The 24541-nt window shown below is 60.0% G+C and carries 19 protein-coding genes; 11 read left to right on the plus strand and 8 right to left on the minus strand.

Going from position 1 to position 24541, the window contains the following annotated elements; genetic code table 11:
- Window positions 1–52: 52 nt before the first annotated feature.
- Window positions 53–1726 carry an ABC transporter substrate-binding protein gene (locus NKH28_RS22470; protein WP_352541715.1) on the minus strand — a complete coding sequence of 558 codons (1674 nt, stop codon included), beginning with the start codon at window positions 1724–1726 and terminating at the stop codon, window positions 53–55.
- A 299-nt stretch (window positions 1727–2025) separates the two neighbouring features.
- Between NKH28_RS22470 and NKH28_RS22475 the strand changes: the two genes are divergently transcribed.
- The 8 genes from NKH28_RS22475 to NKH28_RS22510 all read left to right on the plus strand — a co-directional run bounded on the left by NKH28_RS22475 (window position 2026) and on the right by NKH28_RS22510 (window position 12450).
- The gene (locus tag NKH28_RS22475) at window positions 2026–2751 is read left to right on the plus strand and encodes a LuxR family transcriptional regulator (protein ID WP_245274646.1); all 726 of its coding nucleotides are present in this window, start codon (window positions 2026–2028) and stop codon (window positions 2749–2751) included.
- Between the two features lie 173 nt (window positions 2752–2924).
- Window positions 2925–3824, plus strand: coding sequence for a proline iminopeptidase-family hydrolase (locus NKH28_RS22480; protein ID WP_352980477.1), 900 nt, complete (start codon window positions 2925–2927; stop codon window positions 3822–3824).
- Between the two features lie 504 nt (window positions 3825–4328).
- Window positions 4329–4577, plus strand: a complete 249-nt coding sequence (locus tag NKH28_RS22485; protein WP_352501378.1) for a hypothetical protein — start codon at window positions 4329–4331, stop codon at window positions 4575–4577.
- Window positions 4578–4829: 252 nt separating this feature from the next.
- A complete protein-coding gene (locus NKH28_RS22490) occupies window positions 4830–7568 on the plus strand; it encodes an AMP-binding protein (RefSeq protein WP_502904310.1) in 2739 nt (912 codons plus the stop codon).
- Complete coding sequence (nadE, locus tag NKH28_RS22495) at window positions 7565–8548, plus strand: NAD(+) synthase (RefSeq protein WP_352541734.1); 984 nt, start codon at window positions 7565–7567, stop codon at window positions 8546–8548. Before NKH28_RS22490 ends, nadE begins: the two co-directional genes overlap by 4 nt.
- A gap of 4 nt (window positions 8549–8552) precedes the next feature.
- Window positions 8553–10574, plus strand: a complete 2022-nt coding sequence (gene asnB / locus NKH28_RS22500) for an asparagine synthase (glutamine-hydrolyzing) (protein WP_352541719.1) — start codon at window positions 8553–8555, stop codon at window positions 10572–10574.
- A complete protein-coding gene (locus tag NKH28_RS22505; RefSeq protein WP_352980478.1) occupies window positions 10571–12127 on the plus strand; it encodes a class I adenylate-forming enzyme family protein in 1557 nt (518 codons plus the stop codon). Before asnB ends, NKH28_RS22505 begins: the two co-directional genes overlap by 4 nt.
- Window positions 12128–12183: 56 nt before the next feature.
- Window positions 12184–12450 carry an acyl carrier protein gene (locus tag NKH28_RS22510; RefSeq protein WP_023675628.1) on the plus strand — a complete coding sequence of 89 codons (267 nt, stop codon included), beginning with the start codon at window positions 12184–12186 and terminating at the stop codon, window positions 12448–12450.
- Between the two features lie 99 nt (window positions 12451–12549).
- Here the strand turns inward: NKH28_RS22510 and NKH28_RS22515 are convergent, their stop codons facing one another.
- Window positions 12550–13242 carry a N5-glutamine methyltransferase family protein gene (locus NKH28_RS22515; RefSeq protein WP_352472474.1) on the minus strand — a complete coding sequence of 231 codons (693 nt, stop codon included), beginning with the start codon at window positions 13240–13242 and terminating at the stop codon, window positions 12550–12552.
- 399 nt (window positions 13243–13641) lie between these two features.
- On the opposite strand from NKH28_RS22515, the gene NKH28_RS22520 reads away from it, so the two are divergent.
- Entirely contained in the window at window positions 13642–15393 is a 1752-nt protein-coding gene (locus NKH28_RS22520; RefSeq protein ID WP_352472473.1) for a type I secretion system permease/ATPase, read from the plus strand.
- A gap of 239 nt (window positions 15394–15632) precedes the next feature.
- Window positions 15633–16931 (plus strand): HlyD family type I secretion periplasmic adaptor subunit, encoded by a 1299-nt coding sequence (locus NKH28_RS22525; RefSeq protein WP_352472472.1) that lies wholly within the window; start codon window positions 15633–15635, stop codon window positions 16929–16931.
- 58 nt (window positions 16932–16989) lie between these two features.
- Here the strand turns inward: NKH28_RS22525 and NKH28_RS22530 are convergent, their stop codons facing one another.
- From NKH28_RS22530 to NKH28_RS22555, 6 genes are all read right to left on the minus strand, one after another.
- Window positions 16990–18252 carry a polysaccharide biosynthesis/export family protein gene (locus NKH28_RS22530; protein ID WP_352980479.1) on the minus strand — a complete coding sequence of 421 codons (1263 nt, stop codon included), beginning with the start codon at window positions 18250–18252 and terminating at the stop codon, window positions 16990–16992.
- Entirely contained in the window at window positions 18239–19513 is a 1275-nt protein-coding gene (locus NKH28_RS22535) for a hypothetical protein (protein WP_352501383.1), read from the minus strand. The genes NKH28_RS22530 and NKH28_RS22535 overlap by 14 nt, the downstream gene beginning before the upstream one ends.
- Window positions 19510–20514: an SDR family NAD(P)-dependent oxidoreductase gene (locus NKH28_RS22540; RefSeq protein WP_352472469.1), complete on the minus strand. Its 1005-nt coding sequence runs from the start codon at window positions 20512–20514 to the stop codon at window positions 19510–19512. The genes NKH28_RS22535 and NKH28_RS22540 overlap by 4 nt, the downstream gene beginning before the upstream one ends.
- A 74-nt stretch (window positions 20515–20588) precedes the next feature.
- A complete protein-coding gene (locus tag NKH28_RS22545) occupies window positions 20589–21263 on the minus strand; it encodes a sugar transferase (RefSeq protein ID WP_352472468.1) in 675 nt (224 codons plus the stop codon).
- The gene (locus NKH28_RS22550; protein ID WP_352472522.1) at window positions 21260–22396 is read right to left on the minus strand and encodes a DegT/DnrJ/EryC1/StrS family aminotransferase; all 1137 of its coding nucleotides are present in this window, start codon (window positions 22394–22396) and stop codon (window positions 21260–21262) included. The genes NKH28_RS22545 and NKH28_RS22550 overlap by 4 nt, the downstream gene beginning before the upstream one ends.
- Before the next feature lie 53 nt (window positions 22397–22449).
- The gene (locus NKH28_RS22555) at window positions 22450–23172 is read right to left on the minus strand and encodes a nucleotidyltransferase family protein (RefSeq protein WP_023675619.1); all 723 of its coding nucleotides are present in this window, start codon (window positions 23170–23172) and stop codon (window positions 22450–22452) included.
- A gap of 511 nt (window positions 23173–23683) precedes the next feature.
- Between NKH28_RS22555 and NKH28_RS22560 the strand changes: the two genes are divergently transcribed.
- Window positions 23684–24361, plus strand: a complete 678-nt coding sequence (locus NKH28_RS22560) for a LuxR C-terminal-related transcriptional regulator (protein WP_023675618.1) — start codon at window positions 23684–23686, stop codon at window positions 24359–24361.
- Window positions 24362–24541: the final 180 nt, after the last annotated feature.

Below are 24541 nucleotides of genomic sequence, written 5' to 3' on the forward strand. Positions count from 1 at the left end.
AAGGAAATGCGACGGAGAGCCAGCGGCACTCCGTCGCATTGGCTCCGGTCGGCTATTCCACCCAGGACTGGCTGACAATCCAGTAGAATTGCGGGCTGAAGGTGAAGTTCTTCAGCCTGGAAGAGATCACATCGACGCGCTTTGGCGTGAACAGGACAGCGACCGGAGCCTTGTCCGTCACAGCCTTGTCGATGGCGGTCCAGAGTGTCGCGCCCTTGGCCGGATCGGCGATGGTGGCTGCCTCTGCCTCGTCCATCGATGCGTCGATCGACTTGTCGCAGAACCCCGAAATATTGACCGAGGCGTCGGAGCCCGGCGTAAACGAGGCACAGCTGAACAAGACCTGCAGGAAATTCGATGGCGCCGGGTAATCCTGGAACCATTGCGAGATCGAAATCTGCACCTTGTTATTGGTGTTCTGGATGTAGGTGAACTGTATGTTCTGCGAGATCGGCTTGACCGACGTCTTGTAGCCAAGCTGGTTGAGCACATCCTGCAGGTAGACGCCGATCGCTTTGGAGACCGTGGTGTCCTCGGTGATGATCGTCACCTCCTGACCTGCGGTTCCCGATTCAGCGACCAATTGCTTGGCCTTGTCCATATCCGGTGCTGACCACTTCTCGCCCGGATTGGCGGTGAACGGGCAATAGGCCACAAATGACGGGAAGCCCGGTGGCAGGATCTGGCAGGCCGGTTGCGCCAGATTGCTGCCGCCGAACAGCTTGACCATCGCGGCGCGGTCGATCGCGAAGTTCACTGCCTGGCGAACGCGGATGTCGTTGAACGGCGCCAGATTGGTGTTCATCGGCGCGTACCACATCGCTGTCAGCGGATGAACCGTGACCTGCTTGGCATATTTGGTGCCGAGTTCGGCGAGACGGTCGGACGGCGGCGGGTCGAACATCCAGTCCGCCTGGCCGTTCTCGACAGCGGTCACCGCCGCCTCGTCGGTTAGGCCGAATTCGTAGTCGATCTCGTCCGGATATCCGGCCGGCTGCGCTTCCTTGCTCCATTCCTTGAAATGAGGGTTGCGCACAATCTTCATCAGCTTGTTGGGATCGTAGCTGGCGATCATGTAGGGTCCGGTGCCCGGGATCGGATCGGTGCCGGCGTCCTTCAGCGGCGCGCTCGCCGGCAGGATCGACGCGTGCGGAACAGCCAGCTTCTGCAGGAACTCGGCATCCGGCTGGACCAGATTGAAGGTAATGTTTCCGGCGGCGTCGTCGACTGACAGGCCACCTTCGAGGGTACACGTCGCAGGCGTCTTCAAGCACGCATCCGCGCCGACGATGCCTTTGTAGAAGGTCCCGGCCGTCGGCCCGCTGATCTTGAAGATGCGTTGGAACGAAGCCACCACGTCCTTCGTGGTGACATCCGAGCCATCCGCGAATTTGATGCCCTTGCGCAGCTTGAAGACGTAGGTCTTGCCGCCGTTCTCGACCTGCGGGAGGCTTTCCGCCAGGTCCGCGACGACTTCGAAGCCGGTCTTGTCCCCGGCCTTCTTGTAGGTCACCAAGCCATCGTAGAGGACATAATTGATCTGGAAATACTGCAGCGTGTAGTTGATGTGCGGATCGGCGGTGCCTGCCGCGGCATTGGCCAGCAGTCGGAGTGTGCCGCCTGGCTTGCCCTCGGTGGCCAGGGCACTGTTTGCCGGCGACATCATGGACACGCCGAGCAGAGCCAGGCAGGGCATCAACGCTGCAAATGCTTTTTGGGGTCGCATATTTGTTCCCTCATGGAGGCGTCTCGGCTTTTGCCGCGCTGAGCCCGGTCGATCGACCATTGCGCGGCTGAAACAGTCTGGGTTTGCGAACGGTGTCCGCTACTTGGCCCAATCGCAAAAGACTACGGCGAGCGAAGCCGGACGGGATAGCTATTAAGATAGATAGGGTCGGACAGGCTTATCCCCGCCTATTTGTTGAGCAGCCGGCCGACATGGCTATTTGACAAGCAATCATCAGCGGGTAAGCTTGCCCGATGCAAAGCCTTCCAGGCGATCTAGAGAGCCGGTTCCAAACCGGAATGAGCATCGACGCTGCCATGGCGGTGGCAACGGAGGTGCTGGAGCCTATCGGTTTCACCGCATTCATCTACGACTATACGCCCGTGCCGGTCAGTCACAAGGGCGAGCTTATCACGCCCTCGTTGATGGCTCTGCGCAACGTGCCGCGCGACATGCAGGATCTCTGGTGCAAGGGCGGATATTATCAGCTTGACCCGGTGCAGGAGGCCGCGCTCACCGTATCGAGACCGTTTCTCTGGTCGCACAGCGGCGTTCAGAGCACCGTCATGCAGCGCGTGCTCCAGTCCAAGCACGATCCTGTGGTCAGCTATTTGCTTGACACCAGGATGACCTGCGGCGTCACCGTACCCATTCGCCTTGCCGGCGGCGATCTCGCCACCTTCACTGCGATCCGTGCCGATCCGGAGGCCGGGTTCGAGCTCGAAGCCAGACCCTTGATCGCCGAGATCGGAGATCTGGGTCATCTGCTGCATGACTCCGCCTACGCCGGTTTCGACGCCGGAATCCGCACCTGCCAACATGTCCATCTGACGTCGCGCGAACGTCAGTGCCTGCGCCTGGCCGCTGCCGGACTGACGGCCAAGCAGGTTGCGCGTGAGATTGGCCGCGCGGTGCCTACCGCAACGCTGCACCTCAACGCGGCGACGCGAAAGCTTGGCGCGCGCAACCGCTTCCATGCCATCGCGCTCGCCGCCCATTACCGGCTGCTCGAACCGGAGCATTGAGGCTCGCGACCTGCGGGCGATCGGCCTTGCCTCGGGCGAACCCATAACCGGCGAACCTATAAATAGTGCTAGCTGTAAATGCGCTGGGCCGCTTAGTACCGTCGGCCGCAAACAAGGCTTGGGAGGGGTGCACCAAAGTGGCTCCTGCCGCGCCATGATGCGGAGCTTGGACTGTGACGGCACATACGATCACCGAAGGATTTAGCGACTACAAGGGCTATCGCACCTGGTACCGTGTGACCGGGGACATCGGGTCGGGCAAGCTGCCCCTGGTCGTCGCTCATGGTGGACCGGGCTGCACCCACGACTATGTGGACTCATTCAAGGAGCTTGCCGGAACCGGGCGAGCCGTCATCCACTACGATCAGATCGGCAACGGCAAATCGACCCATCTGCCGGACAAGGGCGGCGACTTCTGGACCGTCGATTTCTTCCTGGGCGAACTCGATGCGTTGCTCGCCCATCTCAGCATTGCCGGCCATTATGCACTGCTCGGCCAGTCCTGGGGCGGCATACTCTCGGCCGAGCACGCCGTGCGCCGCCCTGAGGGGCTCAAGGCATTGATCCTGGCCAATTCGCTGGCCTCGATGGCGCTGTGGGTGGAAGGAGCTCGGCAATTGCGCGCCGAGTTGCCAGCCGATGTGCAAAGTGCGCTCGACCGGCACGAAGCGGCGGGAACCACCGATCACCCCGGATATGTTGCGGCGACGAAGGCTTTCTACGACCGTCATGTCTGTCGCGTCGTTCCGATGCCGCCAGAGGTCGCCCGGACATTTGCGGCAATCGAGGAAGATCCGACCGTCTATCACACCATGAACGGTCCCAATGAGTTCCACGTCATCGGCACGATGCGGAACTGGACCATCGTCGACCGCCTGCATCGGATCGAGGCGCCGACCCTGGTTTTCCGCGGCTTCTACGACGAAGCGACCGAGGCCTGCGTCCAGCCCTTTCTGGATCTTATCCCGTACGTTGAAGGCCTGGTCTTCCCGAATTCCAGCCACATGCCGCATGTGGAGGAAAAGCACGACTGCCTCAGCGCCGTCGGGCGCTTCCTGGCCAAATACGATTGACGTTCCAGCACCAGGCCTTCTGTTCCAACGGATCGTCGACACGACGCAGTCGTCGTGAGGCACATTCAGAAAACCTCGAACCGTCGTCCCATTTCTCCGCCGACGCATATTGTTATGCCTCGGTGATGGCGACGCCACGCTATGTGGATGTCCCGCAAAGGCCTGCAGGGTCGTCCGATGAGGCCAAATCACGGGCAGAATGCCAGATCACGGACAGCATACACGGACAGCATAAAGGAGCCCATTCGAGCGCCTTTTCCATTGCCCGCGGAGGCGGAGGCCTAAACGTTGCGGCGCAGATTGGCATGTCGCCGGCATGGCCGCAATCAGCCTGCCTTCCCCTGAACTGGCATCCCGTCGCTGAAAAACCTGACGGATACGGAGGACCAAGTTGCCGGTGGGTACGGAAAGTATCGGACCCAAAGTTTCGCCAAGCAGTTGCAACCGAATTCATTAGCCGGCGTTAAAGTGCGGGTGATCTAGCGGGGGCATGGGGAGGCTTTCATGCAGACGTATCTCGTCGAGCGTATGGACGGCGACGATGTTATCTCGGTGCGCGTTGTCAACGCGCCGAGTCCGTTCAGAGCCGCAGCCATGATGACGGACGGGCGTATTACCTTCCGAACGTGGGAAAAGGATTGGATCCGCGTGACCGACGAAAATCGGGGACAGATCTATGCATATTGTTTCGTCCCCGGCAGCTATTCCGATACCGAAGCATCGCCGGTATCGCGCGGGAGAACCACCGAATAGGCAATATGCCTGAATAGCGGCAATTCCATCTTCGACCCCACCGTGGTCTTCGAGCCCGCCTTGGCATGTGTCCGTGTCATGCGCACCACAACAGCCAGCGAGCCCGGCATGATTGGTTCGGCCGGTGGCTTGCGAAACAGGCGAAGTGACTAACCAAGCGTCCTTGAGGAAGATCGGGGCATCATCAGAATGATCGATGAAAAGATTGGGGCGGGGGGCGATAAGTGACCCTAATCTTAGCGTAGGCAACTCATGTCTTCGGCATATTTGGGATCAGAAGTCGCGGATCAGGATCTAGCGGTGGATTGTCAGACAACGACCTCCGATAATTGGTCAAGTGTCCCACAATACGCACTGGATCAGGGTGGTCCCGTACTGCGTCCATTTCAAAGATTGGGCGTCGATTTTACCAACATTGCGGCCTTCGATCACCTGAGAAATGTCGTCCGCCAGTACCCCGACAAGCTTGCAATCAGCGACGGCGCCAATCGTCTGACCTATTCCCAGCTCCTCCGGTCAGTCGAGACGCTGTCCCACCAGATCGCGGCGGCCGTCCCAGACGGACAGGCGATAGGGATTCTTCAGGCCAACTCGGCCTGGTATCCCATTGCCATGCTGGCAAGCATGACGGCTGGGCGGCCTTCGGTGCCACTCAACGCGCGAGATCCTAGCTCGCGTATCCTTGAAATCGTGGCCGGGGCGCGGCTCTCAGCTGTCCTGGGCGAGGGCAATGTCCGACCCGATGGTTTGCCTCACCTGGTCAGTTGGATCGATGTGTCGACCAGTGCGGCCTCGCAGGCTGGGCAAGTGCCTCGTTCTTATTCCGTCTCGGTCGATGCGCCCGCCATCGTGCTTTATACGTCAGGGAGTACGGGCCGGCCCAAAGGCATCGTTAACAGCCAGCGCAGCTTGCTGTGCCGGGTCCAGCAATATGTCGATGCGTGCCACATCAACTCGGATGATGTTTTCCTGCCATTGACAGGACCGGCCACAATCGCCGGGTGCCGGGAGATTCTTGCTGCTCTTCTCACCGGCGCCACCTTGCATCTGGTCGAAGTCGAAGCGGTCGGCTTGCGCGCCGTTCAACGCCTGGTGCGATCCGAAGACGTGACAATCACCTATCTGGTGCCGGCACTGCTTCGCGCGCTTATGGCAGACGGACCTGCAGAAGCGTTCCATTCACTCAGAGTCGCCCGGATCGGTGGCGAGAAGGTGCCCTGGACCGACATCGCCCTGCTGCGCAAGGCCGTCTCCGATACGTGCCTTATCCAGATCGGTTATTCGTCAACCGAGACCACCGGCTCGCAATGGTTCCTGCCGCGAGACTGGCCAGAGCATGGAGATTCGGTTCCAGTTGGCTGGCTGCTGCCTGGAATCACCTTCGCAATTGTCGACGAAGCGGGCCGCCGTGTTCAACCGGGCCGCAGCGGAGAGCTTCTGATCAGGAGCCCGTATGTCCTGCTTGGCCATTGGGAGGACGGGGCGGTTGTGCCGGCAACATCAGACCCGCACGATCCAGGCCTTCGGATTTTCGCGACAGGTGACCTCGTTCGACTTGATGATCAAGGCCTACTGCACATCGTCGGTCGCAAGGGGCGCCAGGTAAAAATCAACGGTCGACGCGTCGAGCCTGCCGAACTCGAACGGGTGCTGCGTTGTGCACCCTCTGTCGCGGATGCCGTGGCAATCGTGACGGCCGCGAATGAGCTTGTCGCCTTTGCTGTTCCTCGGCGCTCGGCCGAAGCGACCTTTTCGGACGAGCTTCGCCAGCTTGTCAGGACCAATCTGCCGCCGCCGCTGCGTCCCTTGCGGTTGCACACGATCGCCGAGATTCCGCGTCTGCCGAGCGGCAAAGTCGACATCACGACACTTGCAGAGATGGATCTTTCAGCCAGAGAGACAGCGGCGACCGCGCGTCCGCTCGAGCCGCGAGGCAAGCTGACTGCGCAGCAGGTCGTTCAGCGGGCATGGACCAGCATTCTCAATACGCGCGTAGCGGCAGGACGCTGGGATGACGCCGGAGGAGATTCGCTAAAGCTGCTGCACTGCGTCATGGAAATCGAAAGCGCCATCGGGCAGGAACTCGGCCTTGAGGCCTTCACCGTCGGGATGAGCCTGGAGCAAATGGTCAAGGCGGTCGTGTCCGCCCAGGCAGGCGATCAAAGCGCGCGCGCCCAGAAGCACGACCCTCCCGTTCTTTTTCTGTTCCCGGGGTCCGTCGGCTATGGCCCGAGCCTTGCTGCCTTTGCAGCAGCGATGGGCAAGGTGACCCGTGTTGCCCCGATCAGGTATCCGGCCCTGGCTATGATACTGCGCGGACAAGACAGCCTCGCCGATATGGCCGACGCCGCCGTCGACCAGATCCGCCGCGCCCAACCCTCGGGCCATGTACGACTTCTCGGCCATTCGCTCGGCGGCGCTGTTGCCTTCGAAGTTGCGGCGCGGCTGCTGGCAGCGGGGCGAACCGTAAAGTTCCTCGGCATCCTCGACACCAGCCTCGTCGGGGAGCGAAGCGCCCGCTGGGAGACGTTTACGCGCACAGTCAATCGAATCCGAACCAACCGCGTGTCCGCTTACCGGATGGCTTGCCGCGCCCTCGCGAAAGTTGCCGTGGCAATGAAGCGTGAGGCACAACTGGTCCAGTTTCTCGACCGCTTCGCTCAAGGACAGTTCAACGCGACGAGCTTTAGAACCAAACTGGAACTGCAAGAGGTTTTGCGGGCGCGAGCTTTCTTCCAGTGGGTGGCAGAGCCAAAGCCGGCTCTGCCGATCACAGGCACCCTGTTCCGCTGTGCTCGACCCGGAATGCCTCTGGCAATCGGCTGGGATAACGTCTTCGCCCATCTGGACGTGATTCCGATCGTCGGCAGCCACATCGATCTGGTTGTAGAGCCTCACCTTACCACCAATCGTCCCCTTATCGAGAAAGCGGTGGCGAAAACCTATTCGCCAATCGAGTCTCGCAAACTGGAGTACAAGCCATCGACCTGATCTCATCATTCGGCAAAGACGCCCTGGTGCTCGACGCTGGCGCGGAAGTCGATCGCATCGTCCAGATCTTGCGCCAGCAGGTCCTTGGCACGCTGCGACGTCGAGGCGTGGTGGTCGGCCTCTCAGGCGGCATCGACAGCTCCGTCGTTGCGGCGTTGTGTGTTCGCGCCTTTGGGAAAGGCAAGGTCCTCGGGATATTCATGCCGGAGCGCCATTCCTCCGGCGACTCACTGAGGCTCGGCCGCATTGTCGCCGCACACCTTGGTATCGAAACGATCCTGGAGGATATGACGCCGGCCCTGGAAGCGATCGGCGCCTACAGACGACAGACCGAAGCAATCCAGACCGTCGTTCCCGAATATGGGGACGGCTGGAAATGCAAGCTGGTGCTCGCCTCGGTTCTCGAGAGCAACGGTCTCAACATCACGCGCCTCACGGTTCAGGACCCCGAGGGCAGGACCGACACAGTGCGCCTGCCGTCGGCAGCCTATCTGCAGATCGTCGCTGCAACCAACTACAAGCAGCGCCTGCGCAAGATGACCGAATATTACCATGCCGACCGCCTCAACTACGCGGTAGCGGGCACGCCGAACCGCCTGGAGTACGACCAGGGCTTCTTCGTCAAGCAGGGCGACGGAATTGCCGACCTGATGCCAATCGTCCACCTCTACAAGACCCAGGTCTACCAATTGGCCGAATATCTTGGGGTGGACGAAGAGGTCCGGCGCAGACCGCCCACCACGGACACCTTCTCGATGGCGCAGAGTCAGGAGGAGTTCTACTTCGCGCTTCCTTATTATCTGATGGATCTGTGCCTCTACGGCTTGAACCATGGGATCGCCGACGAAGACGTCGCTGAGGCAACCAGCCTCACGGTGATGCAGGTCCAGAAGGTTTTCAAGGATATCGACAGCAAGCGGCGCGTCGCACGTTATCTTCACGCGCGGCCGTTGGTGTCCTCTTCAATGGGCGAGGGCTAGGGCGATGTGCGGCATCGCCGGAATTGTGTCGCTGAGCGCCGCAGCGGCGCCCCCTTCCCGGGATGCGCTGATACGTATGGCGGGCGCGCTGGCGCATCGCGGCCCGGACGAGCGCGGCCTTTACCGGGACAGACGTGCGGGATTGGCGCATGCCCGCCTGTCCGTCATCGATCTCGCAAGCGGCCAGCAGCCACTCGCCGGCGCGGGCGACACGATGTGGATCGTCTTCAACGGCGAAATCTTCAATTACGTCGAGCTGCGACAAGATCTGGTCGCGCTCGGTTATCGCTTCCGCACACGCAGCGACACCGAGGTCATCGTCCATGCCTATCATGCCTGGGGCGAGGCCGCCTTCGAGCGAATGAATGGGCAGTGGGCAGTCGCCATCTGGGACTCCGTGGCAGGTCGTCTCGTCTTGTCTCGGGATCGGTTCGGCATCTGCCCGCTGCACTTTTGCGAGCATGGCGGGCGGCTTTACTTCGCCAGCGAGGTGAAGGCCATTTTCGCGGCCGATGCGGATATACCCCGCGCCTTCGATCCAGCCGGCATCGATCAGACTTTCACACTCTGGACTGTCGCGCCGCCACAAGGCGTGTTTGGAGGAGTAAGCGAACTCACGCCGGGGCATGTCCGCATTTATGACAGCGGCGTCGTCCGGGAGCGGGCTTTTTGGAAGCCTGACTATCCAGAGGTTGACGGACCCGGCGATGATGAATTCACCGGCTCGCTTGATGACGCGGTGGAGGAAGTGCGCAGCGCCCTGGAAGCCGCGACGGCGCTCAGGATAGTACGCGCCGACGTGCCGGTCGGCTGCTATTTGTCCGGCGGGCTCGACAGCTCGCTGGTCGCCACGCTGGGGAGACGCTTCGCGGGCGAGCGCTTCCAGACTTTCTCGCTACGTTTTGCCGACGCCGAGTATGATGAGACGCATTTCCAGCGCTTGGTTGCCGGCGTGGCCGGCAGTGACCATCATGAGGTGGTTGTTTCGCGCAGCGATATCGCTGGCATCTTCCCTGAGGTGATCTACCACACCGAGCGGCCAATCCTCAGGACCGCGCCGGCGCCGCTGTTCCTGCTCTCGAGACTGGTGCGCCAGCACGGCATCAAGGTCGTGCTTACCGGCGAAGGGGCCGACGAAATGTTCGCCGGCTACGATTTGTTCCGCGAGGGCAAGGTCCGCCGCTTCTGGGGACGCCAGCCCGCCTCGACGCGACGCTCGCGGCTGCTGGAGCGCCTCTATCCCTATCTCAGCCGCTCGCCGGTGCAGCAGCAGGCAATGGCACGCCAGTTCTTCGGGCGCGACATTCACGCCTGTGACGCGCCTGGTTTTGCGCATGGCACGCGCTGGCGTACCACAAGCGCCATCAAGCGGCTGTTTTCGGCAGACATGCGCGCCCAAACGGAGCGCCGCAACGCCGTGTCCGAGCTGCTTGCCCGCCTGCCGCCGGAGTTTTCGCGATGGGGCTCTCTTGCGCAGGACCAGTACATAGAGATTCAGACGCTGATGTCGGGATACCTGCTTTCCTCACAAGGGGACAGAATGCTGATGGCTCATTCCGTCGAGGGGCGCTTCCCGTTCCTCGATCATGAACTCGTGAGACTCGCGAATTCGCTTCCGGCCGCCTACAAGCTGCGCGTGCTCGATGAAAAGCATGTGCTGAAGCGCGTAGCGCAACCGATCGTGCCGTCGGAAATCGTCACCCGCAAGAAGCAGCCTTACCGGGCTCCCAACGCGCTTTGCTTTGTCGCAGATGGCGCTCCGGCCTACATTCGCGAAGCACTTTCGGAGGCGGCGCTGCGCGAAACGAACGTCTTCGATCCCAAGTCGGTTACCCGGCTCCTGAGCAAGTGCCAGGCCAGCGCCGGCGGCGGCGACCTGTCCAACTCCGACAATATGGCGCTGGTCGGAGTGCTGTCGACGCAGCTTCTCCATCGGCAATTTATCGCGAGCCGTCCAAGTGGGGCCCGCACGCTCAAGCTCAGCATCGATATCGACCGCGAACACCGCGAAGAGGTGCTCGCATGATGCATGGCGCCGTACCGCTCCTGCACGACTGTCTCACCCACTCTGCCAGCCGGCTCGGCGAGAAGGTGGCCCTGGTGTGCGGCAATCAACGCGTCACTTATGGCGATCTCGATATGCGTTCGAACGCCATAGCGCACCATTTGACCGATGCCGGAATTGCGCGTGGCGATCGCGTGGTGGTCTTCGCCGACAACACTGTCGAGGCCGTCGTTGCGTTCTGGGCGGTGCTAAAGGCCAACGCCGTGGTGTGCATCGTCAATCCGCTCACCAAAAGCGACAAGCTTGATTATCTGCTCAACGATTGCCGCCCGACGGCACTGATCACCGACAAACACCTGCACTCGATTTTCAGGGAGCCGGCGCGGAATTGCCCATCGTTGCGCCGCATGATCGTCTCCGGGCCGATCGAACACAGCGACCTGCAAGAATTGCCGCATGCTGTGCGCTGGGACGCCGCGGTCGCGGCAGCCCGCAGCACGCCGCCCTGGCGCCGCTGCATCGACATCGATCTCGCTGCGATCATTTATACGTCCGGCTCGACGGGCGAGCCCAAGGGCGTGATGCTGACGCATCGAAACATGATCGCCGCGTGCGCCTCGATTTCCTCATACCTGGCGCTTGCCGAAGACGAGGTGATCCTCAATGTCCTGCCGCTCGCCTTCGACTACGGTCTTTACCAGATGATCATGGCATTCGGCGCGGGCGCCCGGCTGGTGCTTGAGCGCTCATTCGCCTTCCCGGCGCAGATCCTTGGGCTGATCAAGCAAGAAAGGGTGACGGGTTTTCCCGGCGTACCGACCATCTTCGCCGCACTCGGGGAGCTCAGGTCTCTCAGGGATCAGGATTTTTCGAGTATTCGCTACGTCACGAACACTGCGGCCGCCCTGCCGCTCAAGCACATTCTCCTGCTGCAGGAACTGTTTTCTGGCGCCCGCATCTATTCGATGTACGGCCTTACCGAATGCAAGCGCTGCACCTACCTGCCGCCGGAGGATCTGGAGCGAAAGCCGTCGAGCGTCGGGATCGCCATCCCCAATACGGAAATGTGGATTGTCGACGAGCATGACAGCCGGGTCGGCCCCGGCATCGTTGGTCAGCTCGTCATCCGCGGAGCGACGGTGATGAAGGGCTATTGGGGCAAACCGGAGGCGACAGCCAGGAAGCTCAAGCCCGGCCCGCTGCCGGGTGAGCAGGTCCTATACACCGGCGACTACTGCCGGATGGACGCCGAGGGCTACCTCTACTTCGTCGGTCGCGGCGACGAGATCATAAAATCGCGCGGAGAGAAGATAGCGCCGAAGGAGGTGGAAAACGTGTTGATGAACATTGCGGGCGTACGGGAAGCCGCGGTCATCGGCGTTCCGGACGAACTGCTCGGGCAAGCAGTGAAGGCATTTGTCGTGATGGAGCAGGGAAGCATGATCGGTGAAAAGCAGTTGCAGAAAGAGTGCCAGAGACGGCTGGAAAACTTCATGGTTCCGAAGTCCATCGTCATCGTACCCAGTCTGCCGATGACCGACACGGGTAAGCTCAAAAAAACGGCCCTGTCATGAGTCGGTACCAGGGCGAAGTTGATCAGCATTCATCTTTTGTACCGGAGGCGAAATAAATGTTATCTACCAAGGATAGAACCGATACCTGCAGCGAACAAATTCGCGCTTTCCTGGCCTCGAATTTCTATATAGCCGATCCCGAGAGCCTGGAGAGCGACACCTCGCTCCTCGACCAGGGCATCGTGGACTCGACGGGTGTGCTCGAGGTTATCGGCTTCATCGAGGAGACCTTCGGCATCACGGTCGAAGACAGCGAGCTGCTGCCGGAGAATCTCGATTCCATCGAGGGAATTGCGCAATACGTCATGCGCAAGAGAAACTGACGCAAGAGAAACTGATTTCCGAAATCTCGCGCAACTCTGTTTCAACTTCCCGGCCGTTTCTAGCCGCGACAGCGCGTCTACCTGCCGCGGCTGCGATGCTTACGCCTGCGCCCTCGTATGTCCCACAACCACCCTGACCTCACCGGCCTGGTTGGTGACTGCCCGGATACTCTCATAGGCCTTGGAACGCTCGAGCAAACTCATGACCTGCCGATCCTGGCCAAGCCCCACTTCGAAAAGCAGGATGCCTCCGCGCCGCAAATAGCGCGGCGCCTCCTTGAGCACCCGCATGTGGATGCTCAGGCCGTAGGGGCCGGCTGCGAATGCTTCACGCGGCTCGAGCTCGACCAGATGCGAACGGTCGCCCTCGAGCCGTTTTTCCGAAATGTAGGGCGGGTTGCAAACGATCACGTCGATCGTGCCGTCGAGCTCCAAGCCTGAGAAGGCGCTGAACAAGTCGCCCTGAAGCACCGTTACCCGGTCCTCGATTTTAAGATGGGTGACGTTGCGGCGCGCGACCTCCACGCATCCGTCGGTAAGATCGCTTGCCCACACGCGCGCGGTGGGAGCGTGGTGCGCGATGGCGCACGCCAGATTGCCCGCCCCACAGCACATGTCGACAACGCGAGGCACCGGCAGGTTCAGTTGGCTCAGGACATCGAGAGCGGCCTTGCCGAGCAGTTCCGTTTCCGGCCGAGGAACAAGCGCACCGGGCGAGACCAGCAACTGCAATCCCATGAAGGTGCTGCGCCCCCTGCCGTAGGCATCGGCAACATTGATCTCTTCGCTCACGACACTCGCCTCCCCGATTTAGCCGGCGTTGGTGGCCGACGTACCGATGAAGTGTATCTCAAAACCGTTTAACTCTCGATCGACAAAATCAAAACCCATCCGTCGCCAGACGCTTTGAAGCCTTGATGCTACAAAGATGATCATAAGCTTCTGCCGGGTGTCATGATTAGGAATATCTCCTTACCTGACCCGGTTATCCCCAGCCTGGCGAGCCAGTTGCCGAATTCTCAGCCTGGCGTCACGATTTTGCTACATTTTAATCAAAGAAGGCACGTATGTAAGCAATTCGTAATGTTCAGCAGCGGGGCGGGGCTGCTGCTTCCCGGAAGGTTAAAGTTTGTCCCTCATCGAAAGAATCGACGAGATTGCGCGGCAATTTCGCGTCAACGAGCGCACATCATGAAGTCGACCAAAGGGCGCTCGCTCGATCTCCGCTCCGCAATGTTCGGCTGTGTGCACGGCCTCGTCGGCGTAGGCGTTTTCTCGGCATTGATAAATATCCTCGCCTTGACCGGCTCCGTCTACATGCTCCAGGTCTATGACCGCGTGCTGCCTTCGCAGAGCGTGCCGACTCTTATCGGATTTACAGTCGGGATGCTGGGACTTTACGCGGCCTATGGGCTCCTCGATTTCGTGAGGCTTCGCCTGTTGGTCCGCATCGGCAGCCGCCTGCATAGAAATCTGCAGCAAAAAGCGTTCGCAGCCTCGCTTTCCCTGCCCCTCGTCGCCGGGCCGGATGCGAACCGGGTACATCCGCTTCGTGATCTGGACCAGCTACGTGGCTTTCTTTCCGGGCTCGGGCCGACAGTCTTGTTCGACGCTCCCTGGATACCATTTTATATGGTGGTCATCTATCTGCTGCACCCCGCGCTTGGCGTGCTGGCAACGCTCGGCGCATGTGCCGTTGTGTTTTTGACGGTGGTTGCCGAGATCATCGGCCGCAAACCAGCGGCTCGTGCATCTGAGACACTCGTAGCGCAGCGGCTTCTGGCCGACTCCGGCCGCCGCAACGCAGAGGTTGTTCAGGCGATGGGCCTTTCCGCCCCGCTTAGCCGGCGCTGGAACGAGGTCAGTCATCTTTATCTGAAGAACCAGGAACGGCTCTCCGACGTCGTCGGCGCAGCAAGCTCACTGTCGAAGACGCTCCGAATGGCCCTGCAATCATGTGTGCTGGGGCTTGGTGCCTACCTTGTGATCGGCGGCGAGGCCTCGCCCGGCGTGATCATTGCATCGTCCATATTGCTGGGCCGCTCGCTGGCACCGGTCGATGTGGCGATCGCAAACTGGAGAGGGTTTCTGGCAACCCGCAAAAGCTATTCCGAGCTGGCGGCAGCCCTGGATGCTTTTGATAGCCAGCAAGAGCCAATGGAACTGCCCGGCCCGAAGGCTGAGCTTGCGGTCGAGGAATTGACCGTCGCGCCACCAAGCCTGCAGAAGCCCACCATCTTCAATGTAAGCTTCCGCTTGGCGAGAGGCGCAGGGTTGGCGGTCGTCGGCCCGAGCGGCTCCGGCAAGACCACGCTCGTGCGCGCTTTGGTCGGCGCATGGAAGCCGCTTCGTGGCACGGTAAGATTGGACGGCGCCTCGCTCGATCAGTGGAACTCAGAACTGCTCGGCATTCATATTGGCTACCTGCCGCAGGACGTTGAGCTGTTCGACGGGACGATCGCCGACAACATTTCGAGGTTCGGCGGTAAAAGCGACGCAAAAGGCGTGCTGGCAGCTGCCAAGGCTGCGGGCGTGGACAAGATGATCATGCGTCTTCCGCAGGGTTTTCAAACACGCATCGGAGAAGGCGGCGCGGCCCTTTCGGCTGGGCAGAGGCAGCTCGTCGGGCTTGCCAGGGCACTTTACGGCGATCCATTCCTCGTCGTTCTTGACGAACCAAATTCCAATCTGGATGCAGACGGTGATGCTGCTTTGGCCGGCGCAATCCTGGCAGTGCGTCGGCGCGGCGGTATCGTGATCGTCGTTGCGCATCGCCCCTCCGCTCTCGTCAACATCGATCAGGTACTCGTCCTGTCGAACGGGATGCTCCATTCGTTCGGCTCGCGCGAAGACGTTCTGGCAAATGTGGTCCGGCCCTTCCCGCGCCCGGACAAGCCAAACATTGTCGTTCCGCTGCAGCACGGTGCAAGCGGGCATGCGTGAGGTATTGCTTAGTGTCTAACGTGACCATGTCGTCATATGCTGCGGTTGGCGGCGAAGGCCCGCCGACCGGGCAGAAGCCGCAGCCGGATGGGATTCGAGCCAATCTACCCTGGGGTACTCTGGTCCGGAGCCTAGCAGCACATTGTCGTTCCGCCGCACAAGGGTGCAGCCGGGCATATGCGAGGTATCGCTCTGCTGTTGCCGTGTCATACGCCGCAGCCGGTGGCGAAGGCCGTTCGTTGGAGACGAAGCCAGAGCCGGATGGCATCCGGGCCAATCTGCTCTTGGGCCTGGCAACCAGCTTGCTGTTGATCTTTGGCGGAGGGCTCTGGTTGGGATTGACCAAGATTGCCGGCGCGGTGATTGCGCCCGCAACCGTGGTGGTCGAAAGCAACATTAAAAAAGTCCAGCATCAAACCGGCGGCACCATCGGCGGAATCTTCGCTCAGGACGGCGATCATGTGAAGGCCGGCGATGTGTTGGTCAGGCTGGACAACACATTGACCCGAGCAAACCTGCAGATAGTCACCGAGGACCTCAATCGCGCCACCATTCGTCTGGCCCGACTGGAGGCCGAGCGCCAGGGTCTGCCGGAAATGCAGACCCCGCCCGACCTTCGCGCTCAAATGGGCGACCCGCAAGTGGCGGCACTTGTCAGTGGCGAGCGTGCCTTGTTTGAAAGCCGTGCTGCGGCGCTGGCTGGCCAGAAGGCACAATTACAAAGCCGCGCGAAGCAGCTGGAACGTCAGATCGATGGCCTCAAATCGCAGCAGTCTGCAACGGACGAGTCTCTGGATCTGCTGACCAAGAACCTTGCGGATGTCGAATCTCTCTACGCAAAGAAGTTGGTGTCCAAGGAGAGGTTGAGCAATGTCAGCCTGGACAAGACCCGGGCTCGCGGCGAATCGGGACGCCTTGTCGCAGCGATAGCAGAGGTCCAAGCTCACATCAGTGAAACGGACCTGCAGGTGCTTCAGCTCGACGAACAAATGCGGAGCGACGTGACCAACGAACTTCGCGAAACGGAAGCCAAGCAGACCGAGCTCAGTGAGCGCAAGGTGGTGGCCGAAGACGAACTCAGCAGGACAGACATTCGTGCCCCGCAATCGGGCACAGTACAAGAATCCTCGGTCCATACCGTAGGAGGCGTGATTGGCGCGGGAGAGGTGCTCATGATGATTGTGCCCGATTCCGACAACCTTGTCGTCGACGCTTCCATTCCTCCGTCGCGTATCGACGAGATTCATCCCGGACAGCAGGTGTCGATCCGCTTTCCAGCGTTCGACGCCGGCACCACACCTGCTTGCGAAGGCTCGGTCAAGCGCGTCTCAGCGGATCTGATCAAGGATCAGCAACGCCAGCTTTCCTTTTTTTCGGCGCGTATCGACGTCGAGAATGAAGCGACGTGCCTGACAGGAGAGAAAATCCTCAAACCGGGCATGCCCGCCGAAGTCCACATAAGAACCGACGAGCGCAGTGTCTGGTCCTACTTGATGAAGCCCCTCACCGACCAGTTTTCCAGAGCTTTCAGGCAGTAAAGCGGTTGCCACACTCAACCGACAGTGCGGCGGCCGATTGGATCGGGGCGCAGCCGATCTATCGGGTCGCCGCATTTTCGAGAGCGCTGCTGAATCTGACCTCGATCGTGTCTCCCGGCATGACCTCGGTGTCTTCTTGGGCAAGCTGTTTTCGCCATTCTTCGCCGACCTTGCGAATGATCGTGACCTCGGCCTGGATCGTTTCGCCGGCAACCGGCAACGGCAGAGCGGCCGCTCCCGTGGGCTGCAACTTCTGGCTGGCGGCGCGAAGTCTTGCGCCAACGTCGGCAAGACGCACGTTGGTATCCTTCAACTCAGTCAGCAGACCCATCCTTCTTTGGTTGACATTGCGTTCGTGCTGTCTGGTAAAATCGTCCTGCTGACGTCGTGCTCTCATAAGCTCAACCGACGTTTCGAGTGCCCGGCTGGAAGAAAGAACCAAAGCGCGCCGGACATCGGCAAGCCGGGTATTGGTTAGATTTCCGGACTCAAACGCTTTCCTTACGCGCGCCAGCTCGTCTTCGTCCGCCTTCACTCCATCCGCTTCGGCCTGCTCGCGCTTGAGCAGGGTCTCGGTTTGTGCAGCAGCATCCTTGCCACTTTTTTCGAGAAAGCCCTGCTCTTGCCGGAAGTTGTCCAACGAGAGCTTCAGCCCTTCCGCTTCAGCCTGCGCGATCGCCGACGCAAAACTTGCCGGCAAGGGAGATCCTTGTGGTGGCTGCATGTCGAAAGTCGGTTTGTCCTGAAGTTCGGCGCGGATGCGGGCGCTATGAAAATAATCTCTCGTATATTCCCCCCAAAGCGACTCGTAATCGCGCCGCAGATCCACCGGATCCGGGCCAACCTGGTTTGCCCGGGACCGCAAAAGGCTGAAACCGCCTGACACGGCAATCGCCTGCCGCACGGTCATCAGCGGGCGGTAGGCCTGCTGTCCGGGAGTGAGCACGTCGCCGGTCACATAGATCGGCCTGTACTCCGCAACCACGGCGGTCACGTCTGTCGGCTTGATGACGATCATTTGCTCCCGCCCATCAGGCAGACGCTGGTGGAATATCTTGGTCGGCAAGATCGTCTGCATGCGCGTTTGCAGTTCAGCCGGAGTTAAGCCCCCCACCGAAACCATCCCGACTTCGGGAAGCGCGATCGTGCCGTCCATCTGGACCACCGCACGTTGCGTTCGCTCCGGGATGGAGGCAATTCCAATCTCGACGGTGTCGCCGGCAGAAAGTCGATAGGCGACCCGCGGTTCCGCTGCAGCAGCCGTATCCATGGCAGCCAGCATACCGAACACGACAAGAAGCATTCGATCAACGAGGACCATTGGCGGCAATCTCCTTCTGGTTCGACCGCGGCTCTTCCGGCCAATCGAGACGGGTGACGAATTCGTAGACCGGCCCGCCAGGCACGCCCCAGTTGCTCGACCAGATTACCTGTGAGCCGTCGGGGGATGGCGAGGCATGGGTCTCGCTCCAGTAATCGGACGGGACGTTGTGAGTTTGCGTGACGCGTCGAACCTCCCCGCTGCCGTCGAGGCGAAGCGCGATCACCTCTCGCGCATATGGCGCCCAGTCGGGATTGGCAGATATCTCTTCCGGCTTGCCGCCATAGCTTACGAACACCCAACCGCGCCTGTCCAATGCCCGCAGGGATGCATGCTCGGCTTCGCCAAACTTCATAAGTGAGGTGACCTTTCCGTCGGCCAGCCTCCTTTTGATGACGTGATATTTGTCAGGGTCGGACTTGCTGATGCCCACGAAAACTTCGCTGCCATCTTTATCCACCGTCATATCGCCATGGCCGGGGCGATGATGGTCAGTCCACCTCTGCCGCAACGTCCCGTCGACGGAGAAAATAGCCCGCTGCTCTGTGTCCTCGTTCACATTCTGAAAGCACAGGATGTTCGCACCGAGCGGGGAGATCGAGCAGGCGCTGACGGTTCCGGCAAGCTGAGCAAGATCGATGTCCGGAAATTTCCGGCGCTGCTTGAGATCATAGGCAAATACAACCATCGCGCCATCCCCACGGATTGCGCGCACTGCTATGCGATCGCCGTCACGGCTGGGATTGCCTTTGGACGGCCCGAACTGAAGATCACGATAATTCGGTGAAACGAACAGGACGTCTTCGCGATTGGTCCGCGGCGCCCAGGTCGAAATTTTCCGGTCCTGAACGCAGATCATCAGATCGGCATTTTGCGGATGCCATTCGCATTCAGCCGATCGAGCACGACGGAAGAGCGGGACATAGGTCTGCCCGTCGAAAAAGCACATGCCATTGCAGCCGTTGGTGATGACGAGGAGAGTCTGGTCCGAATTCCAGGCCTGGGCGCTGGAATAACGGTGGCTGCAGAATTTTTTCTCGCATACGACTCCATTCCCAAGGGCCCCAGGCTTGGTAATGCGCATGAAAATTGTCCCGAAGGCTGGGTCGGTCGCGGGTTGGAGATAATCGGGCAAGTCCATCGTCACTGGCGCAACAAATTGTCTCGACGCGCTGCTTTGCCGACTGCCTGCCACGGTCAAATCCAACGACAAGGCAGCCGCAATCAACAGCGGAGCCAATCCTCCCGGGCGAAAGCTCATGTCATGTAGCCCATCTCGTGTCGCACCCGGCCTTCGCTGAGGCGCCCTTGCCACCATCCGATGGTCCGCTCCAGGCCTTCGCGCAGGCTGGTCTGGGCACGCCATCCAGTCTTGCTTTCGAGGAGCGAAGAATCGGCCAGCAAGGCACGCACCTCGGAATTCTGCGGCCGCAGGCGGCGCTCGTCCCGGTGGATTGGTTTCTTGCAGCCACTCAACTCGATCACCAGATCCAATATGTCCGAGATCGTCACGGCGCGCTGGCTTCCGGCGTTGTAGGCATGGCCAAATTCGAGCTCGGCGGAACCTGCGGTCAAAAACGCCGCCGCGGTGTCTTCCACGAAAGTAAGATCGCGGATCGGGCTTGTGTCTCCCACCATGATCGCCGGGCATTTCTTGTCGAGAGCCTGGCGTATAATGGTCGGTACTATGGCCCGCTCACTCTGGCGCGGGCCGTACGTATTGAAGGGCCGCATGATAACCACAGGGATGTCGAACGATCTGGCGTAGGACTCCGCCATCATGTCCGCGCCGATCTTGGATGCCGAATATGGTGACTGTCCCTGCAACGGGTGCGATTCGCTGATAGGCATTGTCAGCGCGGTGCCATAAACCTCGCTTGTCGAGGTGTGCACCACACGCTCCGTATCCCATTGGCGCGCCGCTTCGAGGACGTTGACCGTGCCCAGGATGTTCGTTTCTACATAGGACTGGGCCGCGGCGTACGAATATGGGATAGCTATCAGTGCGGCGAGATGAAACACGACCGCCTGGCCACGCACGATCCGGTTAAGGAAGGCGCTGTCACGAACATCGCCGCGGATGAGGTTCAACTGGCTTCGAATGGTGTCCGGCAAATCGTCCAGCCAGCCGTGGCTGTCGAAGGAATTGTAGAGAGCCAGCGCAGTGACGTCCGCGCCGCTACGGACGAGTGCTTCGGTGAGATGCGACCCGATGAATCCGTCGGCACCGGTAACCAGAACTTTCCTGCCCTTGTATGCCATGACCCAAGCGTTCCCCCTATGACGTGAGGCACTGACTTTGCAAATCCACGAGAGCCCGGGTTTTCCACCTGCTCTCAAGTTCCGATCGGCGACGGCGAAACCACGCCAAGCACCGCCAGCAAGCCGCGCACCATCCACACAACATCGGAGCCGATCGTGCGCTGCGGATAATAGGAAAGGTCGAGCCTGGCTTTGGCAGGAAACAGAACCTGGCGATAGAACAGTAGCGGGTCCATCGATCGCGGATAGAAACGGGCTTCATGCCGGAAGAGAACCTGGGCTGGACCCAGCAAGCCTGGCTTGTATTGTAAAATGTCTTCGAAGCCCCCGCGAAAACAATCGGCGAAGGCAAGGCTCTCCGGGCGTGGCCCGATGATTGCCATCTCGCCTCTGAAGACGTTCCAAAGCTGTGGCAGTTCGTCGAACTTGGTGACCGCGAGGAACCGTCCTATCGGCGTCATGCGGCTGTCATCGGCCATGGTCAGAGCCAAGCCACCGGGGTCACATTGCACGCTGAACTTGCGAAACTTGTACATGCGGAATGGGCGAGCACCGGCCCCGACGCGGGTCTGTGTGAAGAAGATGGGCCGACCGCCTTCCAGCAGCAGCGCCACGGCAATCAGCAGCATCAACGGGGCGAAGACGATCGCCGCGGCTGCAGCAATGACGAGATCGATTGCTCGTCTCGCAGACCCATGGGCGGCGCTCGAGCCGTTAGGCCTGTGAATGGCTAGGTCCAGGGCATTCATGCGGCCGTTCCTGTCTGAGCGCAGTTATTGACCGCCGCGGCAAGAGCGACCACCACCGTTTCGACCAAAGGTGCGGTGATCTGCGGATGCAGCGGTACCGTCAGTTCGCGCTGCGCGAAATCTTCAGTGCGCGGTAAGTGAGTACCGGGAATGAGCTCACGATAGAGCGTCATCTGGTGCACCGGCGGGTAGTGGATAGTGGTTTGTATCCCTTGCCCGCGCAGTGCGTCGATGACGTCTTGCCTGTCGGCGTAACGTGGCAAAAGGATAGGCATGATGTGGTAGGCCGACGTCCGCGGCTCGTGGAACGGGATGGTCACGGCTGGGCAATGCTTCGCTATGAGACGACGATACAGCATGACCAGGATACGCCTGATCTCATTCCACTCCTGCAGATTTTGCAGCTGGACCAGTCCGATCGCAGCCCGCAATTCATCCATGCGATAGTTGAATCCGAGCATGGTGACATCATACTGAGGGGTGCGGCTGTTCAGCCTTTGACGTGTCCCGGTGGTCATCCCATGTCCACGCGCCTGGCGGATTGTCTCGAGCAGACCGGCATCCCTGGCGATCACAGCCCCGCCTTCCGCCGTGGTCATGTTCTTGTTGCCGTAGAAGCTGAAGGCGGCCGCGGCACCAAATGTCCCCACCTCCTTCAAGCCCGGCGCATGCGCGGCGTCCTCGACGATGTGTAGCCCCCGGGCACGGGCGAACCTCTGCCATTGTTCCCGATCGGCGAGGTAGCCGGCGAAATGAACGAGAATGATTGCCTTGGTGCGGGCCGTGCATTTCGCTTCGGCTTCCACGATCGACATCAGCGGCACGTCGGCTGACTCGATGTCGACGAAAACCGGCGTCGCACCGACATAGAGGACCGCATTTGCGGTCGCCACGAACGTCAAGGATGGCACCAGCACCTCGTCGCCCGGTCCGATGCCAAGTGCGTGCAAAATGAGATGAAGCGCTGCGGTGCAAGAACTGACCGCGACGCAATCCTCCGCATCATGAACGTCGGCAAAAGCTTGTTCGAAGGCTCGTACCTGCTCCCCCATGGTCAGCCAGCCGCTGTCGATGACCCTGGTCAAAGCAGTCTTCTCCGGCACACCCAAGATCGGGGCACTGACCAAGAGCATCACAACCTCCTAGACTGATAACTGTGGGAACCGGGCTCGTGACTTCATCATCATCATGCAGCCGTCGCAGTGACCTCGATCGAGGCCGACTGGTCTTCCCAGGAAATGGTCTGTGCGTTCTGAAAATCGTCGACGCGCCCGATATCGAGCCAGAGACCCTCATGCTTGTACACGTGCACGGTTGTGCCGTTCTGCATCATCTGCAGCATCAGGTCGTCGAACCCAAAGGGTATGCCGGATGGGATAAACTGCAGAACATCCGGGTTCATGCAGTAAATTCCCATGCTGACCAGATGCGAAAGCGTCGGCTTCTCGCGAAAGACCTGCACGGTATTGTCGACTTCGTCGATGACGCCGAAATCCATCTTGATCAGGCGACAGGCTGTTGCGATTGTCACTGGATCGGTGTGCTTACGGTGCGCTGCTACAAATCGACTGAGGCTTAGATCCGTGAGGACATCGCCATTGAGAACGATGAATGGCTCCGTCAGTTCATCCCTGATCAAAGACAGTGGCCCGATGGTGCCAAGCGGCTCCATCTCCTGCGTGTATCGAATTTTCAGGTTCCACTGCGAGCCATCTCCACACACGGTGCGGATCAAGTGGCCGAGATACCCGGTTGTAATATAAACTTCCTGAATGCCGTTGCGTCGCAACCATTTCAGAAGCATCTCGAGAACCGGCCGTGCGCCGATCGGCATGAGCGGCTTCGGCAAGACCGAAGTGAAGGGGCGGAGGCGTGTTCCCATTCCTCCACATTGAATAACCGCTTTCATCCTGGTCCTCCCTTGTTCATTCGGCCTGAACGCCATCGTCACGGGCCGGCTATCCTGCCCTGGTCAGCACCCGGGAAACGCGTTCTTGTCCCCTCAGAAGAACCGGTGAGATTTCCCGTAGAAGACCGGTGAGATTACTCCACTGTCCCCTGATCCGGACATTGCATCTGGATGGTATGTGGCCGTCAGGGTGGATGTCGTCGTGCATTCGAATGGTAACAATTCAGCCGTTTTGCTGTTCTATATCTTTAGGCCTATAGCACTGCTGAACGACCGGCCGGTCTGTCAGCTGTCCAAAAGGTCAGAACGTATGTTCGACGACGTTCGGCGGGTTTCGCTCACAAGGGGCAAAAAAAGAGGAGCGTTTCCCGTCATTTAAGATTATATTAGAAATCTGGCGTTTGCGGTGTTGGGGGTGCTGCAGCGTCGGCTGGATGAATCGACGAGTGGATGGCCACGATTTTCAGGCCATTACCGTTCAATCCATTCAGATAGGCGTTGGGGTAGTTCAATGTATCGAATCGTCATCGCCGACGATCACGGCTTGTATCGTCGCGGCTTGCGATTGGCACTGACCGCAGGCATTCCAGGTGTGGAGATCTTTGAAGCGTCCTGTTTCGACGCGGTGCTCAGTTTGCTGGCAGAGCAGTCGTTCGTGGATCTTGCGATCCTGGATCTGAATATGCCGGGCCTGTTCAATCAAGAAGTGCTCGGCGGGATCCTGTCTGCCTATCCGGACACGCGATTTGCGATCGTTTCCGGAAACGATTCACGCTCGGAAATACTCACGGCTCTGTCGATCGGGCTTCACGGCTACATCGTAAAATCGCAGACGGACGAAGAGGTTGTTTTGGCCGTCAATGAAATCCTCTCCGGCCGCATCTATGTTCCTGCACTTCTGTCACGCCCGGGAGCGACGCAAACAACCCACGCGCATACCCATTCCGACGACAAAGGCCCACAGAGGCGTACCGCTGGCGTCAACCTTGGCAGGCTGACTTCGAGGCAAAAGGAAGTCCTCAAGCTGATGGCGGAAGGCTATTCAAACAAGGAAATTGCGCGCGATCTGGAAATCGCGGAGGCGACCACGAAAATCCACGCTGCTGCGGTTCTGCGTGAATTGGGGGTACGCAATCGGACCGAGGCTGCCGTTATGCTGAAGACTTGGCTTTCGAGACATGCCAGCTAGAGCGCCGCGTCCTTTTGGACGTGCAAACGGCGTCGCAAGACTCCTCATGCATTTTACTGCATATCCCAAAGCCGCGGCGCAGCTTTGGGCCGACGACATTCTTGGAAGGAACCCTGCGCATCTCAAAGGCCGCTCAGCGCGACCCGCCTTTAGATATCTGCTTTGCGATTGGAGCACTGC

The organism is Mesorhizobium sp. M1227 (genome assembly GCF_040318315.1).
In the GTDB taxonomy this organism is placed as follows: domain Bacteria; phylum Pseudomonadota; class Alphaproteobacteria; order Rhizobiales; family Rhizobiaceae; genus Mesorhizobium.